17 protein-coding genes and 2 riboswitches are annotated in these 16,334 nt (G+C 39.0%); of the genes, 15 read left to right on the top strand and 2 right to left on the bottom strand.

From position 1 onward, the window contains the following. The first annotated feature begins 161 nt into the window (after positions 1–161). The 10 genes from glmS to NE668_RS04565 all read left to right on the top strand — a co-directional run bounded on the left by glmS (position 162) and on the right by NE668_RS04565 (position 9,696). Positions 162–1,994, top strand: coding sequence for a glutamine--fructose-6-phosphate transaminase (isomerizing) (glmS, locus tag NE668_RS04610; protein WP_227037743.1), 1,833 nt, complete (start codon positions 162–164; stop codon positions 1,992–1,994). A 58-nt stretch (positions 1,995–2,052) separates the two neighbouring features. Continuing rightward, a complete protein-coding gene (gene trpS / locus NE668_RS04605) occupies positions 2,053–3,039 on the top strand; it encodes a tryptophan--tRNA ligase (RefSeq protein WP_227037745.1) in 987 nt (328 codons plus the stop codon). A 36-nt stretch (positions 3,040–3,075) separates the two neighbouring features. After that, a complete protein-coding gene (locus NE668_RS04600; RefSeq protein WP_008602920.1) occupies positions 3,076–3,552 on the top strand; it encodes a hypothetical protein in 477 nt (158 codons plus the stop codon). A 259-nt stretch (positions 3,553–3,811) separates the two neighbouring features. Further along, on the top strand, positions 3,812–4,624 hold the full coding sequence (locus NE668_RS04595; RefSeq protein WP_012863876.1) for an amino acid ABC transporter substrate-binding protein: 813 nt from the start codon (positions 3,812–3,814) through the stop codon (positions 4,622–4,624). Between the two features lie 123 nt (positions 4,625–4,747). Next, complete coding sequence (locus NE668_RS04590; protein WP_227037746.1) at positions 4,748–5,404, top strand: amino acid ABC transporter permease; 657 nt, start codon at positions 4,748–4,750, stop codon at positions 5,402–5,404. 153 nt (positions 5,405–5,557) lie between these two features. Then, positions 5,558–6,313 (top strand): amino acid ABC transporter ATP-binding protein, encoded by a 756-nt coding sequence (locus NE668_RS04585; RefSeq protein WP_077708072.1) that lies wholly within the window; start codon positions 5,558–5,560, stop codon positions 6,311–6,313. 8 nt (positions 6,314–6,321) lie between these two features. Further along, on the top strand, positions 6,322–7,593 hold the full coding sequence (locus NE668_RS04580; protein ID WP_227037748.1) for a hypothetical protein: 1,272 nt from the start codon (positions 6,322–6,324) through the stop codon (positions 7,591–7,593). A 169-nt stretch (positions 7,594–7,762) separates the two neighbouring features. Further along, positions 7,763–8,209: a universal stress protein gene (locus NE668_RS04575; RefSeq protein ID WP_004693853.1), complete on the top strand. Its 447-nt coding sequence runs from the start codon at positions 7,763–7,765 to the stop codon at positions 8,207–8,209. Positions 8,210–8,401: 192 nt separating this feature from the next. Continuing rightward, positions 8,402–8,692 (top strand): ArsR/SmtB family transcription factor, encoded by a 291-nt coding sequence (locus tag NE668_RS04570; protein ID WP_004693850.1) that lies wholly within the window; start codon positions 8,402–8,404, stop codon positions 8,690–8,692. Between the two features lie 128 nt (positions 8,693–8,820). Continuing rightward, positions 8,821–9,696 (top strand): DMT family transporter, encoded by an 876-nt coding sequence (locus NE668_RS04565; RefSeq protein ID WP_227037750.1) that lies wholly within the window; start codon positions 8,821–8,823, stop codon positions 9,694–9,696. A 57-nt stretch (positions 9,697–9,753) separates the two neighbouring features. Here NE668_RS04565 and NE668_RS04560 read toward each other — a convergent pair whose 3' ends face one another. Then, positions 9,754–10,743, bottom strand: coding sequence for an AEC family transporter (locus NE668_RS04560; protein WP_227037752.1), 990 nt, complete (start codon positions 10,741–10,743; stop codon positions 9,754–9,756). Between the two features lie 368 nt (positions 10,744–11,111). Between NE668_RS04560 and modA the strand changes: the two genes are divergently transcribed. From modA to NE668_RS04545, 3 genes are all read left to right on the top strand, one after another. Then, on the top strand, positions 11,112–11,900 hold the full coding sequence (modA, locus tag NE668_RS04555) for a molybdate ABC transporter substrate-binding protein (protein ID WP_227037754.1): 789 nt from the start codon (positions 11,112–11,114) through the stop codon (positions 11,898–11,900). Positions 11,901–12,139: 239 nt separating this feature from the next. Beyond that, positions 12,140–12,808: a molybdate ABC transporter permease subunit gene (gene modB, locus NE668_RS04550; protein WP_004693841.1), complete on the top strand. Its 669-nt coding sequence runs from the start codon at positions 12,140–12,142 to the stop codon at positions 12,806–12,808. Between the two features lie 8 nt (positions 12,809–12,816). Further along, entirely contained in the window at positions 12,817–13,443 is a 627-nt protein-coding gene (locus NE668_RS04545) for an ATP-binding cassette domain-containing protein (protein ID WP_004693839.1), read from the top strand. On the opposite strand, the gene cytX is transcribed toward NE668_RS04545, so the two are convergent. Then, entirely contained in the window at positions 13,427–14,611 is a 1,185-nt protein-coding gene (gene cytX, locus NE668_RS04540; RefSeq protein WP_004697994.1) for a putative hydroxymethylpyrimidine transporter CytX, read from the bottom strand. The genes NE668_RS04545 and cytX overlap by 17 nt on opposite strands. Before the next feature lie 52 nt (positions 14,612–14,663). After that, positions 14,664–14,769, bottom strand: a riboswitch (TPP riboswitch). A gap of 81 nt (positions 14,770–14,850) precedes the next feature. Next, positions 14,851–14,945: riboswitch (TPP riboswitch) on the top strand. A gap of 64 nt (positions 14,946–15,009) precedes the next feature. Here cytX and thiW point away from each other — a divergent pair. Both thiW and thiD read left to right on the top strand, forming a co-directional pair. Beyond that, on the top strand, positions 15,010–15,489 hold the full coding sequence (thiW, locus tag NE668_RS04535) for an energy coupling factor transporter S component ThiW (RefSeq protein ID WP_004698006.1): 480 nt from the start codon (positions 15,010–15,012) through the stop codon (positions 15,487–15,489). Continuing rightward, complete coding sequence (thiD, locus tag NE668_RS04530) at positions 15,489–16,322, top strand: bifunctional hydroxymethylpyrimidine kinase/phosphomethylpyrimidine kinase (RefSeq protein WP_004697995.1); 834 nt, start codon at positions 15,489–15,491, stop codon at positions 16,320–16,322. Before thiW ends, thiD begins: the two co-directional genes overlap by 1 nt. Positions 16,323–16,334: the final 12 nt, after the last annotated feature.

Genomic DNA, 16,334 nt, shown 5'->3' with positions numbered 1-16,334 from the left:
TTAAAAAGCCCATCGGTAACGATGGGGACAAAGTATATCTGAATGAATTGTATTGAATTAATAATTAATACATTAAATAGAATATTAATCTAGAACATTAATTAGTTAGCCTTAGTTTTTGCTGGGGCTAGAAATACCCCCAGTTATAGGAGGATATACTCATGTGCGGTATCGTAGGATACATTGGCTTTAATCAAGCATCTGATTTCTTGTTGGACGGTATGGCAAAGTTAGAATACCGTGGTTATGACTCTGCAGGTATTGCTGTCATCGGTCCTGAAAATGTTATTAAAATTCAAAAAAAGGTAGGCCGTCTCTCCAATTTAGAGACTATCGTGAAAGCGGATCCTAATGAAGGAACTGTAGGTATCGGACATACTCGTTGGGCTACACATGGTCGTCCATCCGATATGAATGCGCATCCTCATGCATCTGAAGATGGTAAATTTGCCGTTGTACATAACGGTATTATTGAAAACTATATGCCTTTAAAAGAGGAACTCATCGCAAAAGGATATCATTTCAAATCTGAAACGGATACAGAGGTGGTTGCACATTTATTGGAGGACATGTACGATGGTGATTTTGTCGGTACTGTTCGTCGTATGCTGAATCGTGTAGACGGTGCGTATGCTCTCGAAATCATCTGTGCCGATGAACCGGATAAAATCATTTGTACAAAGAAAGAAAACCCTTTGGTTATCGGCCTCGGCAAAGGGGAAAACTTTGTAGCATCCGATATTCCAGCTATCATTAACTACACACGCGATACATACATCTTGAGCGATGGTGAATTAGCTATCGTAACTCGCGATAATGTATCCGTATTTGACCGTGAAGGCAAACCTGTTGATAAAGAGGTATTCCATGTAAATTGGAACGCTGAAGCAGCAGAAAAAGGCGGTTATGAACATTTTATGTTGAAAGAAATTCATGACCAACCTAAGGCTGTTCGTGATACATTTGGTACACATATTTCTGAAGACGGTAAGACAGCTATCTTTGATGAGTTGAATTGGACTGCTGAAGATGTGGCAGCTTTCAATAAAATTCTCATCGTTGCATGCGGTACTGCATACCATGCAGGGCTTGTAACAAAACAATATATTGAAAACTTGGCGCGTATTCCAGTTGATGTGGAAATCGCATCTGAATATCGTTACAGCAACCCGTTGACTGATGATAAAACATTATGTATCGTTATCAGCCAATCCGGTGAAACATCCGATACATTGGCGGCCTTGAAGGAAGCTAAACGCCTTGGTGCCAAATCCTTGGCTATTACCAATGTTGTTGGTTCCAGCATTTCTCGTGAAGCGGATAACAAAGTTTACACATGGGCTGGTCCTGAAATTTCTGTAGCGTCCACAAAAGCGTACACTACTCAATTAGTAGCAGGCTTGTTGTTCGCTGTATACCTTGGCCAATTAAACGGCAAAATGAATCCAGCTGTAGGCGAAGAAATTCTTAACGGCGTTAAAAACTTACCATCCTTGATTCATGAAATCTTTGAAGTAGACGAAGATATGAAAGCCTTTGCAAAACATTATGGCTTCAAATCTGATGCGTTCTTCTTGGGTCGTGCTATCGACTACGCAGTAGCGATGGAAGGGGCTTTGAAATTGAAAGAGATTTCTTACATCCACGCTGAAGCATATGCAGGTGGCGAATTGAAACATGGTACATTGGCTCTTATTGAAGAGGGCGTACCTGTTATCGCATTGGCTACACAAGAGGATGTTTATGACAAGATGATCAGCAACATCCGCGAAGTAAAAGCGCGTGAAGCTATCGTAATCGGCATCGGTATGAAAGGTGACGAAGAATTATCTAAACACGTTGACCACACAATCTATGTGCCTCGTGCAAATAAATTCATCGCTCCAATCTTAGCGGTTGTACCATTGCAATTATTGGCGTACTACGCAGCGATTACTCGTGGTGCAGACGTAGACAAGCCACGTAACTTGGCTAAATCTGTAACCGTAGAATAATATATATAACCAACAGTGCTTCGGCACTGTTGGTTTATTTCAATATAGGGAGACTATTATGGCAGTTATATTTTCCGGCATCCAACCAAGTGGGGAGTTAACACTTGGTAACTATTTGGGGGCTTTACGTAATTTTTTAGACTATCAAGATACTGATGAGTGTTATTATTGCATCGTTAACCAACATGCGATTACTGTACCGCAAGATCCAAAAGAGCTATTCCAAAATACTCGTAATTTGGCGGCGTTGTACCTCGCTGTTGGTCTCAATCCTAAAAAGGTAACATTGTTCGTACAATCCGAAGTGCCTGAGCATGTTAAGCTCGGTTGGGTTATGCAATCTATTAGCTATGTTGGCGAATTAGAGCGTATGACTCAGTACAAAGATAAGTCTCAAAAGCAAGGTGACTCTATTCCTACAGCATTGCTTACGTATCCACCGTTGATGGCGGCAGATATTTTGCTATATGGTACGAATTATGTTCCTGTAGGGGAAGACCAAAAGCAACATCTCGAGTTGACTCGCAATTTAGCAGAGCGTTTTAACCGTAGATTCGGTGAAACTTTTGTAGTACCTGATATCAAGGTCGGCGAAGGTGGCGCTCGCGTTATGAGCTTGCAAGAACCAACTAAGAAAATGAGTAAATCTGATGATAACCAAAATGCTACAATCCGTCTTTTGGATGCACCAGATTTAATCGTGAAAAAGTTGAAACGAGCTCAAACTGATTCTGATAATGCGGTTCGCTATGATAAAGAAAATAAACCTGGCATCTCTAACTTGATGGGAATTTACCGTGCTATTACAAAAGACAGCTACGAAGCTATCGAAGAAATGTACGCGGGTAAAGGTTACGGTGTATTTAAATCCGATATTGCCGATTTATTAGTAGCAACCCTTGAGCCAATTCAACAACGTTACAATGAATTGATTACAAGCCCTGAACTGGATGTAATCCTCGATGAAGGGGCTGCTAAGGCTCATGCTAAAGCGAGTCAAATGTATCGTAAAGTAGAGCAAGCTATGGGCTTGTGCCGTAAATAAAATCATATAGTAGACTTTCAATTTGTGAGGTAAACCATGACGAAACAAGAGGCGATGGAACGCTTTTCATCAGGTGCCGTACAACAGAGCTTAGAAATACATCGCGGTATACAGTGGACCGGTCGCATCATCGGTCTAGTTGCGTGTGCGTTGATTGTAAAATATATGCCCTCAGACTGGGCGGAACGTGTATGGTATTATCTATTGTTGCTCGTGATATTATGGACCCTTCATAGATTAGGTGAAAGTCAAGCTTTTATCTGTGAAAAGGGCCTCGTGTTAAAACGTAGGCCTTTTTCTGTGAAAGAATACTTTCACAGTTTGTTCTATGGGGATGAATATTTCGTCTTTGTTGATTATGAGCATATTATTGGATTCACTGAGGAATGGCGCGAGTTGCAAGCGATGAATGGTCATGGTGGAATTTATGTGATACCACTTGATCTGCATCAGGTGGCGTACAAGGATAAAATGGCGATGATTGAGGCCATTCATAAACATACGCAGTCATAAAGTATAAGTACGTAGCGTCATACGATATAGGTATACAGAAATATAAATATAGGACTACAGAAACATAAAGCAAATGAATCTAGAATCATAAACTATATATGTGGAGAGTCTGTAAAATAAAAAATGTAAAATTCATCGAATTAACTATTTACAACTTTAATGAACTAAAGTATAATACAATCATTAAGTACGGAATCTAAATCTGTATTGAACGTATTATTAAATAGTAAATGGGCGATAATCGCCGTGGAGGATAGTTATGAATTGGAAAAAGATGATGGCCGTTGGCCTTGCAGCTGTATCTATGATGGCATTTGTAACAGGTTGTGGTGGTGACACTAAAAAGGCTAATACAGAATTGCCTAAGAAAGTTGTTATCGGTTTAGATGATAGTTTCCCTCCAATGGGCTTTAAAGATGAAAAAGGTGAAATCGTCGGGTTTGATATCGACATGGCTAAAGAAGCAGCTAAACGTGCTGGCATGGATGTAGAATTCAAAGCTATCGACTGGTCCAGTAAAGAAGCGGAACTAAAATCTAAAAAAATTGATGCTTTGTGGAATGGCTTAACAGTTTCTCCTGAGCGCGAGAAAAATATTTTGTTCTCTAACACATATATGAAGGATAAACAATACGTCATTGTTCGCAATGACGATGACTCCATTAAAGGTAAAGCTGATTTAGCTGGTAAGGTAGTAGGGGTGCAACAAGCTAGTACTGGTGAAGCAGCATTGCAAAACGACCCAAGCGGTAAGACTGTTAAGGAGACAAAATCCTATGCGGATTTTGTAAGTGCATTTATGGATCTTGGTATTGGTCGTGTTGATGCGGTTATTGCTGATGGTGTAATCGCTCGTTATCTTATGACAAAAGAACCTGGTAAATACAAAATCGTAGAAGGTACTGACTACGGCGTTGATAATTTCGCTGTTGGTTTCCGTAAAGATGATACTGCTTTGCGTGACAAAATTAATGGTATCTTAGCTGAAATGAAAAAAGACGGTACTGCTGATAAAATTGCTGAAAAATGGTTAGGCTCAGGCGCAGACTTAGATAAGAGCGATGCTAAATAGTACAATTCGTGATATACTAATAGTACTATGGTCAGTAGGTACAACTGATAATTAAAGAACGAAATGTACACTAGAGAAGCGGCCAGATGGCCCTTCTCTAGTCGTGTTTTGAAGGAGTCTTTCATGTTAGATTATTTATTGCAGATTATCCCAACCATCGCTGATGGTTTAAAGGTAACCGTATCGCTATTCTGTATTGTATGGATTTTATCTATTCCTGGTGGCATTTTAATGGCTATGTTACGTCTATCTAAATTGCCTTTAGTAGATAAGCTTGTTGATGCTTTCGTGTATTTGATGCGTGGCACACCGTTGATGCTACAAATTTTATTCGTCTATTATGCCTTGCCAATCATTACAGACGGTGCCATTCAGATGGATGATGCGACGGCAGCAGTTCTTACCTTCGTCTTAAACTACGCAGCTTATTTATGTGAAATTTTCCGCGGTGGTATTCAATCCATCTCTCGTGGTCAATACGAAGGGGCAAAGGTTCTTGGTTTTACCTATGCACAAACTATGCGTAAGATCATCTTGCCACAAATGTTTAAACGTGTATTGCCTCCTCTTGCGAATGAGACAATTAACTTATTGAAAGATACATCTCTCGTGTATGTATTGGCGATGAATGATATCTTGCGTATTACAAAATCTATCGTACAACGTGATTTTGATATTTCTGCATTCCTCGTGGCAGCATTATTCTACTTAATCTTTACCTTTATTTTGACGAATATCTTCAGCTACTTAGAACGAAGATTTGCTGTATACGAAGATTAAACTAATTCTATGGTAGTTTGTCGTATGTAATGGTGTAGCTAGTTTTATAGGTGGAATACCTTTATTTGATGTCTATAGATGCGATTTCGTAGATGAGATATCTTTACTTGAGACGCTAATTATATACTTAATCTGACGATGTAAGAGGTACTTATGACATTTGTAAATATGGAGCGTATTGAAAAACGCTTTAATAATCAAACCGTATTGCGCGATGTGTCGCTCAAAATGAATAGAGGCGAAATCGTTTCTATTATCGGACCTTCTGGTTCTGGTAAATCTACATTTTTACGCTGCTTGGGTCAGTTAGAAACGATTGATGGAGGCTCTATTACCGTTGATGGTACGATTCTTGCTAGTACTGAAAATGGGGTTGTAAAATACGCCTCTCCTCAAACTCAGCATGAATTATTGCTCCGCATGGGTATGGTATTCCAATCTTTCAATTTGTTCCCGCATATGACGGTATTAGATAATATTATGATTGCTCCACGTATGGTAAAAGGTATGAAAGATGACGAAATCTCACCGATTGCAGAGCAATTACTCAATAAAGTAGGATTATGGGAAAAACGAGATATGTATCCATCTCGCTTGTCTGGCGGTCAGCAACAGCGTGTAGCTATTGCCCGTGCGCTAGCGATGAATCCAGAAATCATGCTTTTTGATGAACCCACATCTGCTCTTGATCCTGAGCTTACTGGTGAGGTTCTTAAGACAATCAAACAATTGGCGGACGATCACATGACGATGATTATCGTAACTCATGAAATGAACTTTGCTCGTGAAGTATCGGATCGTGTTATCTTTATGGCTGATGGTGTTATTCAAGAAGAAGGAACACCAGAACAAATTTTTAGTCATCCGCAGAACGAAAGAACGAAAGCGTTCTTGGATAATATGTTATAGGAGGTTCTATGAAGTTACGTTTATTTGCGGCAACCTTAGCTGTCATGGCTTTGGGAACGACTTCTATTATGGCAGAAGATTTACAGAAGACGCCTGATACACCTTTATCTATTGTGGAATCTCAGAAGGATTCCGCATCTATTTTGCCAGAACAATACAAATCCTATGCTACTAAGATGAACACGGTGGTGAAGGATTACAAAAATGGTTATATGTTCTCGATTCCTTGGCGTGTAGCTGATGGCGTTATGTTAGATATGGATGTGCGTAGTGAAAGCGAACATATTCAAGGATATTCCTTCAATTTAGCGGGCCCTACTCAAGAGGATTCCTATACAGTATCTTTTACTAAGCGCAATAATACACCACAAGAAGGAATATCTCAAAAAGAATGGAATACGACTTGGTATGGTGTACCTATTAAGGGCATGTCTAATGAGGAGTATTTAAATATCTGGCGCCAACATAGCAATAACTTTGAGCATAATGATATTGTTGGTGGGTTCTTTGCTAAGAAAGGTGCAGTTTCCGCACGCTGGGATAAGAGTACACCAAAATCTTATGCAGATATGACATCTACAGAGCCGGTTCAGTCTGTATTTGAAGCAGAATTTATCATGGAGAAAGATCCAACTCATCGGTACAATTTGTCTAGTACGTATGCACCTGTTCGTGCAGAGTTTATGGAGCTAGGTTTGATGGAGCATACAATTCCATCCTTTGAATTGATCAATAAGCGCGGTTTTAATGCTATTAAAGGGGTAAAAAAAATATTAACCGGCACAAGCGATATCAGTGTTGCAGAAGGTATCAAATTTACCTATCCAAAAGGTTTTACTCGTCTTAATGAAAAAGGTAAGATTGCTTTTACTAAACATAATGTACGCCTTGACATTGAGTCCTTTACAATTCCAGTACAAGCTGTCAGCTCCGGTATGCCAACTATGATGGCTAAGCAGATGCTTGGTGATTATTATCTTAAACAATTGGTTGATGTGAACAAGGCCACGATTACTCGTTATGAAACGCATATCATTGACGGTAATGTGATGTTCTATTTGGCGGGCCATATGAAAAATCCAAATACATCTGATACATCTGTAGCGGAACCAGTATCCTTTGGCGCAACAATTATTCTTGGCAATGAAGGTAATGTAGCAGTAGCTCGAATGATTGGTCCATCCACTAGCAATCTTGCTACTCAGGAACTTATAGATATATTAGATGGTTTTAAATTGACTACTACACTTAATACAAATCAATCGTCTCAGGTTCTTTAATATACGCATAATATTCTTTTATTTGTATAATTCTGTACGATTTGTGCTATAATGTAATAAATCCTCAGAAAAAAGAGGAGTTTTCCTTGATGGTCTAGAATATATTAGTATAGGCTAAACGATATTTGATCATATCCCCTTTGAGGGATTAGGAATAGGAGGGGTTATTATGGTTACCTACAAAACTATTGTCGTACCTACTGATGGTTCTGAAAATGCTAAACGTGCGTTGGAACATGCTCTCGCTGTAGCGGATCGCAACCAAGCTGAATTGATTGTTGTTCACGTTGCAAATATTGTGTCTGCTATTTCCAATTTTGATCAAACACCAATTTCTGGTGGATATGTATCTGAGCAAATTGCTGAGGATATGGAAGAAACTGGTAAGGAAATTCTTAATGATGTAGTGAAAGAAATTCCTGCAGGCGTAAAAGTTAAAAGCGTATTTGAAGTTGGCTCCCCTGGACCTGCACTACTTGCAGTGGCAAAAAAATATAATGCTGATCTCATCGTAATGGGTAGCCGTGGTCTTGGCCCTTTGAAAGGCTTATTCATGGGTAGCGTAAGTAGCTATGTAACTAGCCACTCCACTTGCCCTGTATTAATCATTAAATAATTTATATCTTATATTTTATATAGATATGATAAAAAAAGAGACTTTGGTTTCTCAAAGTCTCTTTTTTATGTTAAAAATGATATAATGTCTATATGTATGCCATACATATTGGTGTTATACGTTAAGACGTATCGATTAGTGACATAGAAGAGCTACAAAAAAGAATGGATAGGATTAAAAAAGGGGGATTATATGACCGACAAACAAGAATCATTGCTGAAGCTAGCAGAACTGTTTAAAATCTTGGGTGATCCTACACGCCTTAAAATAGTAGAGCTATTACTAGAAAATGAAATGTGTGTTAATCACATTGCAGAAACCATGGAGATGGGACAATCTGCTATTTCTCATCAATTGCGTGTATTGCGCCAAGCACGCCTTGTTACATATCGTAAAGATGGGAAAACAGCATATTATTCTCTAAACGATGATCATGTTGAATGTTTAGTTCGCATGGGGATGGAACACGTAGCTCATCAATAATTTAAATTTTTTATAATGAACACATTTCGTCCTACTTAGGATGAAATGTGTTTTTATATTTTATATATTTTATATATTTTATTTGAGTTGTATTTGATTATGGAGAAGTATATAAAGTGAATCTGTTAATGAAAAATATAGGAATATTAGTGGTATTTTTAGCTACTGTATTCTTATCAACAAAATCTATATGGGCAAAACTAATTTATTTAGATTCACTGAGCCCTTTGAATGTTCTTGTGTGTAGGGCTGTTTTATCATTACCTTTTTTTCTTATACCAATGATTCGTTTTGATTGGAATAGCGTGAATAAAAGTAAGGTTTTTAAATACTCATTTTGGGGGGCTATTCTTTATGTATCTTCATCTATAACGGACTTTATAGGATTATTATATATATCTGCCTCATTAGAACGTGCTGTTCTATTTACATTTCCAATTTACGTTTTTCTGTTATCATCAGATTTATCACGCATTACATTTTCAAAAGTAGTTTTAATTGTATCTACTGTGCTAGGATTAGCAATTATGTTTAATCCTACCGTTGATAACCACCTTACAGATACTTTAATAGGCATTTTACTAGTCTTGCTTTCTGCAATCTTTTGGGCGTTGTTTATTATTTATAGTAAGAGGGCTGTTTCGAATATTAGTTCTACTATTTTTACCAGTACTTATATGTGTATAACTACAGTACTTTTACTTCTCGGCTTTATAATTGATAGCAAAAATTTTACTACATTTTCAACACTCCAAACGCATACTATAATTTATTTAGTATTTTTGGCCATTTTTTGTTCTATCATTCCTTCATACTTGATGTCTTTTGGTCTTAAAAGAATTAATGCATCTCTTGCAGCCGTTATTAGTGCAATGGGACCAATAGTTACTTTAGCTTTAGATGTAGTTATTCTTAATCATAATTTAGCCTTGAATGAAATTATTGGTGCTATAATTGTTACAGCTTGTGTAACTTGTTTAACAAGGCTAAATGCTAAGGCATAAAAAATCACTCATAGTCATATGGCTATGAGTGATTTTTTATAACTATGATTTTTTATTTTAATATAATGGGAAGAGATAATAGGCTATAGTAATAAACAGTGGCATAGTTATAGCGGATAAAATAGTTGTGCCCATTACAATTTGTGTAGCATATTCTGGATTATTCTTCATTTCAATAGCAATAAGAGACATATTAATAGCCGTTGGAACGCTATAGGTTATAATGATAGTTTGTGCCGCTATTGGATGCATAGGGCCGTAGAACATAATGAATAGTATGGTAATACCGGCGGCTATGAGTGGACTTACAATGAGTCGTAATGTAGTAGCAAGCATAACATCCATCTTGAAGAAGTTTAGCGGTGTTCTGTTAATTTGAACACCCAAGGCAATCATAGCGACGCCAACGAAGGCATTGGCAAATATATTGAGCGGTGCAAAGAAGAAGAGGCCGTGTAAATCAAAAGGGAGTAGGTGGCAAAGTAGTGCCAGTGGAATGGCATATACCATGGGCATGTGAAATACGACTTTTAGTGCATCCCTAGGGGTTAATCGTCCTGCTCCCGCTTGGTAGAAACCGTAGGTATTACTGCTAATAGTTTGGATGATCATGATAGATACAACACTCACTAAACCTAGATTAGCATAGGGGGTAGCACCATCGATGACGTAGGGAATGTTAGTAAATACAAAGATGGCAAGAGCGACACCCATGTTCCCAACATTATTGAACATGACGCAGTTTTTCAGAGTTGCAATCTTAGCCACATCATAACCTTGTATCTTTCCTACTACATTTGAAAGAATTGAGTTTAGTATGAGTACACAGAGTGCACAGAATACAATTTCCAAGGTACCTGAGTTAAGTTTTGCTTCGTACATTGCTCGAAATATAAAGGTAGGCAGCAGTATATAAAAGTTTAGTTTACTCAGCGTATATAGATCGAGTTTAAATTTTCTATCTAATACAAATCCTATCCCTATAAGTACTAGGATAGGTACCATAGAGTTCATAAAGATATGGCCTACTAATTCGAATAGATTCATCATCTCACCTAGAGTTTCTCATTAATATAAAGGCATAGTTTAAATGTATCGTATAACTATATAGCAAATATACAGTTATTTTATATAAGCTAAAAGTGAACAAGCGTTACGAAATGTGCTTATTTTTTATAATATTATCATACCATAGTATGTATTTTTTGGGATTTAAAAAATTATTGATTATGATTACTTATCATAATCATCAGAAATATCTATGCAATATGTGATTTTGGATATACGACTTTAGCTATCGATTTATAGTATAATATGAATATATTGTATATTTTAGTTTGTTAGTACACGAGGTGTCTCTAGGTGTTACCATAGCTTTTACAGTATGGTGTTTTAAGGGATGCACAGGAGGAATTATGAAACGAATTTTATTAGTATTAATGAGCGTTTTCATGCTTGCCTTTTTAGTAGGTTGTGGTAATGATGCAAGTAAACAAACTGAGTCGGCTAAACCAAGTACATCTGAAAAGATTACGGTACAAGCTGCAGCAAGTCTTAAAGGTGCTCTTACCGAATTGGCAGATGCATACAAAAAAAGCCATAACTTAGCAGATGATCAAATTGCTATTAACTTTGCTGGTTCTGGTACATTACGTCAACAAATCGAACAAGGTGCGCCAGCTAGTCTGTTCATTTCTGCTGACGAAAAAAACATGAAAATGTTACAAGAGAAAGACTTAGTAACTGATGTAAAACCATTTGTAACTAACGAACTCGTTCTTGTAATTCCAAAAGGTCAACCTAAAGTTGAATTGAATCAAATCGCTTCCGTAAAACGTATCGTGTTAGGTAACCCTGAAACAGTACCAGCTGGTAACTATGGTAAACAAGTATTAACAAAACTAGGCGTTTGGGAACAAGTAGAACCTAATGTAGTATATGCGAAAGACGTTAAAGCTGTAACTGCTTCCATTAGCCAAGGTGCTGGTGATGTTGGTTTCATCTACAAAACAGATGCTATTGCAGCGGGCGATGCAGTTGAAATCTCTGCTGTAACACCTGCTGACTCTCATGATCCAGTTATCTATCCAATCGGTATTATCAAAAAATATGACAACGCATTGGCAAAAGACTTCTACCAATACGTAATGAGCCCAGAAGGCCAAAAAGTATTAGAGAAATACGGTTTCTCTACTTCTAAATAAGAGTAAAACGCTAGCTTTCAGGGCTAGCGTTTTCTTATGATACAATAGAGATATTATCGGTATTACTAATAAGATTATTTCTAACTGTATGCTCTTTTTTACTCATTTGTAGTGAGGAGTGGGGACTGATTAATAATCTAGCATATGATTTAGGACATAAATCTTATTTGAAAAATATTTTAGAAATAATGGATACCGCAAATATTTTAAATTTGTTGTGTATAGAAAGGGGGCGTGACATGAGTCCATTCTGGCTATCATTATGGGTAGCAAGTATAGCTCTTATCATAGTTATTTTAAGTGGCTTAGGGACTTGTTACTGGATGAACCGTTGTAAGTGGGGTGGTATTGCCATTCTTGATGCACTTATTACCTTGCCACTTGTACTGCCTCCGGTAGTTGTTGGTTTTGCGTTACTTATGGTATTTACTCCAGGTTATGCGTTTGGTGCTTGGCTTGAAGCTCATGGTATGAGTGTTGTTTTTGCTGCATCCGGTGCCGTGATAGCCTCCTCTGTAATTGCATTTCCGCTGTTTTATCAAACGGTGCGTTCAGCATTGCAATCCGTCGATCATAATATGGAGGACGTAGCGCGTACATTAGGTGCTTCAGAGTTACGTATCTTTTTTACTATCTCCGTACCACTCGCTTGGAAAGGCATTTTGACGGGCAGTATCTTAGCCTTCTGTCGTGCTATGGGCGAGTTCGGTGCTACCATTTTGATTGCAGGCAATATTCCAAAGGTAACGCGCACCATGCCACTTGCTATCTACTCTTACGTAGAGGCAGGGCAGTACATGGATGCTTTTGAATTAGTTATCTATATTTGTGTGCTCACATTGGCATTGTTGAGTGGAATTCACTTCATCACAAAGGGGTCCTTGTTCCATCACATTGATAATAATTAGGAGGTCCGATGATTACATTTTCCTTTACCATAGCTAGACCTTCTGTGACTGTGAAAGCCGATGGGGTACTTTCTTCTGGTATTACCGTGTTAACAGGCCAATCTGGCAGTGGTAAAAGTACATTTATTAAGTGCATTGCAGGTCTTGTGAAACCGACTACAGGTAGCATTCAATATGATGAAACTATATGGGTTGATCGCGACAAAAAAATCTGGGTACCTGCTCAAGAACGTCAAGTTGGCTATATGCCACAAGGTAATATCGTATTTCCACATTTATCGGTGGAACATAATATTACCTATAGTAAACGAGGCACGTCAGAGATGTGTGACAGCTTATTAAAACGCTTAGGCCTTGAGAAATATCGTAAAACGAAAGCAGGTAGCTTGTCTGGTGGTGAGCAGCAACGCGTTGCATTGGGGCGTGCTCTTTACTCTAAACCAACCATCTTGCTTCTTGATGAACCATTATCTGCACTAGACTGGAATTTACGTAAGCATGTTCGAGAGGATCTTGTTTCCATTATTCGCGAATGGGATGTGCCATGTGTATGGGTTACCCATGATGAAAGCGAAGCCGAAATGGTTGGAAATCGGCACTGGACCTGTGAAGATGGGCTTATAGTAAGGTGTTAGCAGTTTTACTTATGAATCCAACGATGGATGTTACGATAAATGCTATTGTAAAGGCTGGTAGTGTTGCACCTATGGAGCTTTCACTATGCAACATATAATGGTATAAACCTACGGCTATAGCCCAAATCAACCCGCGAACTAGATAAGCCGATAGCGTTTGCACTTGTTGGCGATTGACAAAATAGTCTGCCAACAAGATGGCAATCATTGGAGCAAAGACGGATCCGATGAGATATAGGAATTCTGTAATATCGTCCATCGGATATAGGATGGCTGCAATGGCGCCGACAATGGTTACGATAACAGCTACGCCTTTACTAGATGCTCCATTATAGATAGTCGTACTAGATACGCCAGCTGAGTAAGCGTCCATGAAGGTCGTAGTTACAGTGGAGAAGATAATGACGATGAGTCCTGCAAGACCAAGGCCTGCGTTCATCATAATAGTAATGATAGAGTCCCCACCGCCGAAGATCGCCGCGCTAAGGCCCAAGGTGTACATGGCGACACTCGTTACGGTGTAGATGGTAGCACTTGTTAGTGATGCGGAGAAAGGGCTTTTGCTTTCACGAGTATAATCACTGATGAGAGGTAGCCAAGACAGTGGCATAGCGATTGATAGCTCAAGGGCTGCTATAAAGCTCATATTGCCATTAGTCATGAAGCTACTGTCACTAGGCCATTGAGAAATCATGTGAACTCCCATGTAGAGTGTGAGGCCTAGTAATAAAACAGATACGATAGCTTGAATATAGCCTGTATTGTGGAGACCGATGAAGAGCCATAAAATGACGAGCGCCCCAATAGCAATAGTCCAAATCATAGGAGATAGGGGCGCCAGCTCTTGTAAGGCAAGCATAGCATCGTAAATCATGATACTAGTCCAACCGATTAGTTGGATCATATTTAAAAAGGCAAAGCCCTTTGCCCCTAAGGGACCAAAGCTAAAGGCTGTCGTGTTCATACTGCCTTGCCGCAAACGGCCACCGATGAGTCCTGCTCCAAAGAGCAGAATACCGCCGATGATATGGCCTAAGATGATGGCATATAGTCCTTGAGTGAGGCCTAAGGGTGCCAGATAGGTGCCGGTCATAATCTCCGCTATAGATAGGGCGGCACCAAACCATATCATGGCGAACTGTGGTTGTGTAATGTGTGTATTTGTCATACGTCCTCCTTGCCAGGAAGTCATAGAAAAAGCCGAGCTCATGGGAACTCGGCTTTTAATCCTCTATGTTCCCTACGTTGGCATTATCCAAATCAGGTTATGGGTTAAAGCATTAGCTTACTCTCAGCCCACTCGTGTGAGCACCCCGTTATGGCTTCATTATACGAGGTGGTGGGAGAACCGTCAATTCTTTTGTTGCATAGATTGTATAATGATGTTATAACTAGAGTATAAAAATATATGGCCACTAGGGGTGCTTTTGCTGAGATTGATCATTCAAAACCCTAGACCTGATCCAGATAATACTGGCGTAGGGAAGTGGAATGAAACATAATACCAAACTATTACGAGACCATTCCATTTGAGGTGGTCTCATTTTTTATTTAGTTGGAGGTATTATGAAAAAACTGATTATTGCTAGTATATGTGTAGCCTTAGGTGTCGTCTTATCGACTACGTCGATTCCCATTGGCCCGGCCCGAATTTTTCCATTTCAACATATGATAAATGTGATCTTAGCCGTTATAGTTGGGGCGAGATTCTCCGTAGGCGCAGCCTTTAGTACCTCTTGCTTACGTAATGTACTAGCACTAGGCTCTCCGCTAGCCTTTCCTGGTAGCATGATTGGGGCTTGGTTATCTGCTTATTTATATAAGAAATACAATTCCATATGGGCGGCGGCTCTAGGAGAAATCATAGGTACAGGTATTCTCGGGGCTTTTATTAGCTATCCAATTGCTAACTTTCTACTAGGCAAACCATTGGCCTTGTTGACCTTGATTACCTCTTTCTCCATGAGTTCTATTAGCGGAGCTTGTATTGGCTTCGTGGTATTACAAATCTTATCTCGACGTAATTTGTTACATAAGGAGGCATAATGAAACTACATACAGCATTAACAATTGCCGGTACCGACCCTAGTGGTGGCGCTGGCATTATGGCCGATCTAAAATCATTCCAAAGCCGCCATGTATATGGTATGGCAGTGGTTACCTCCGTAGTAGCCCAAAATACAACAGGGGTTCACCACGTAGAACACCTATCGCTAGAAAGCATAGAAAAACAGTTACACGATGTATATTCAGATATTCTTCCTCAAGCCGTTAAGACAGGTATGATTGCTTTACCAGAGATGATGGATCTCATCTATCCTTATGTGAGTAAGAACATCCCTTATGTGATGGATCCAGTTATGATTGCCACCAGCGGTGATCGACTTGTATCGGATGAGGCCGTCGATTTCTTAAAATCTAAACTCATTCCGGTCGCTACAGTTATTACACCTAATCGTAGCGAGGCAGAGGTGTTAGCGGATATGTCTATCTCTTGTGAAAGTGACATTACAACAGCAGCTAAGCGTATTTTACATGAATTAGGACCTCGAGTGGTTATTATAAAAGGCGGCCATATTGGAGATGATGCTACGGATTATGCTTTCACCAAAGATGGAGATGTGCGTACGTGGACAAGTCCTAAATATGATACTGTTCATACTCACGGTACGGGTTGCACCTTCTCGGCGGTTATTACGGCAGAGCTCGCCAAAGGGCGTGATGTAATGGATGCAATTGGCATTGCAAAGAACTATATTTCCCTTGCGATTAAGCATAATCCAGCACTTGGAAATGGCTGTGGACCTGTTAATCATATGGCTTATGGGTTATTGGTAAATGGCCCTCAAACGATGGATGAACTTTTGAAAAATGACTAGAGGAGATAGTTA

This window comes from Veillonella parvula (assembly GCF_024461875.1).
Taxonomy (GTDB): Bacteria; Bacillota; Negativicutes; order Veillonellales; family Veillonellaceae; genus Veillonella; species Veillonella parvula_I.
Note: the sequence above shows the minus strand (reverse complement) of the source record. Positions and strands in the feature narration are given on the sequence as shown.

What these genes read in the sequence shown, in the direction of transcription:
- glmS (WP_227037743.1), top strand. Translation starts at nt 162, where the DNA reads ATGTGCGGTATCGTAGGATACATTGGCTTTAATCAAGCATCTGATTTC.
- trpS (WP_227037745.1), top strand. Translation starts at nt 2,053, where the DNA reads ATGGCAGTTATATTTTCCGGCATCCAACCAAGTGGGGAGTTAACACTT.
- NE668_RS04600 (WP_008602920.1), top strand. Translation starts at nt 3,076, where the DNA reads ATGACGAAACAAGAGGCGATGGAACGCTTTTCATCAGGTGCCGTACAA.
- NE668_RS04595 (WP_012863876.1), top strand. Translation starts at nt 3,812, where the DNA reads ATGAATTGGAAAAAGATGATGGCCGTTGGCCTTGCAGCTGTATCTATG.
- NE668_RS04590 (WP_227037746.1), top strand. Translation starts at nt 4,748, where the DNA reads ATGTTAGATTATTTATTGCAGATTATCCCAACCATCGCTGATGGTTTA.
- NE668_RS04585 (WP_077708072.1), top strand. Translation starts at nt 5,558, where the DNA reads ATGACATTTGTAAATATGGAGCGTATTGAAAAACGCTTTAATAATCAA.
- NE668_RS04580 (WP_227037748.1), top strand. Translation starts at nt 6,322, where the DNA reads ATGAAGTTACGTTTATTTGCGGCAACCTTAGCTGTCATGGCTTTGGGA.
- NE668_RS04575 (WP_004693853.1), top strand. Translation starts at nt 7,763, where the DNA reads ATGGTTACCTACAAAACTATTGTCGTACCTACTGATGGTTCTGAAAAT.
- NE668_RS04570 (WP_004693850.1), top strand. Translation starts at nt 8,402, where the DNA reads ATGACCGACAAACAAGAATCATTGCTGAAGCTAGCAGAACTGTTTAAA.
- NE668_RS04565 (WP_227037750.1), top strand. Translation starts at nt 8,821, where the DNA reads ATGAAAAATATAGGAATATTAGTGGTATTTTTAGCTACTGTATTCTTA.
- NE668_RS04560 (WP_227037752.1), bottom strand. Translation starts at nt 10,743, where the DNA reads ATGAATCTATTCGAATTAGTAGGCCATATCTTTATGAACTCTATGGTA.
- modA (WP_227037754.1), top strand. Translation starts at nt 11,112, where the DNA reads ATGAAACGAATTTTATTAGTATTAATGAGCGTTTTCATGCTTGCCTTT.
- modB (WP_004693841.1), top strand. Translation starts at nt 12,140, where the DNA reads ATGAGTCCATTCTGGCTATCATTATGGGTAGCAAGTATAGCTCTTATC.
- NE668_RS04545 (WP_004693839.1), top strand. Translation starts at nt 12,817, where the DNA reads ATGATTACATTTTCCTTTACCATAGCTAGACCTTCTGTGACTGTGAAA.
- cytX (WP_004697994.1), bottom strand. Translation starts at nt 14,611, where the DNA reads ATGACAAATACACACATTACACAACCACAGTTCGCCATGATATGGTTT.
- thiW (WP_004698006.1), top strand. Translation starts at nt 15,010, where the DNA reads ATGAAAAAACTGATTATTGCTAGTATATGTGTAGCCTTAGGTGTCGTC.
- thiD (WP_004697995.1), top strand. Translation starts at nt 15,489, where the DNA reads ATGAAACTACATACAGCATTAACAATTGCCGGTACCGACCCTAGTGGT.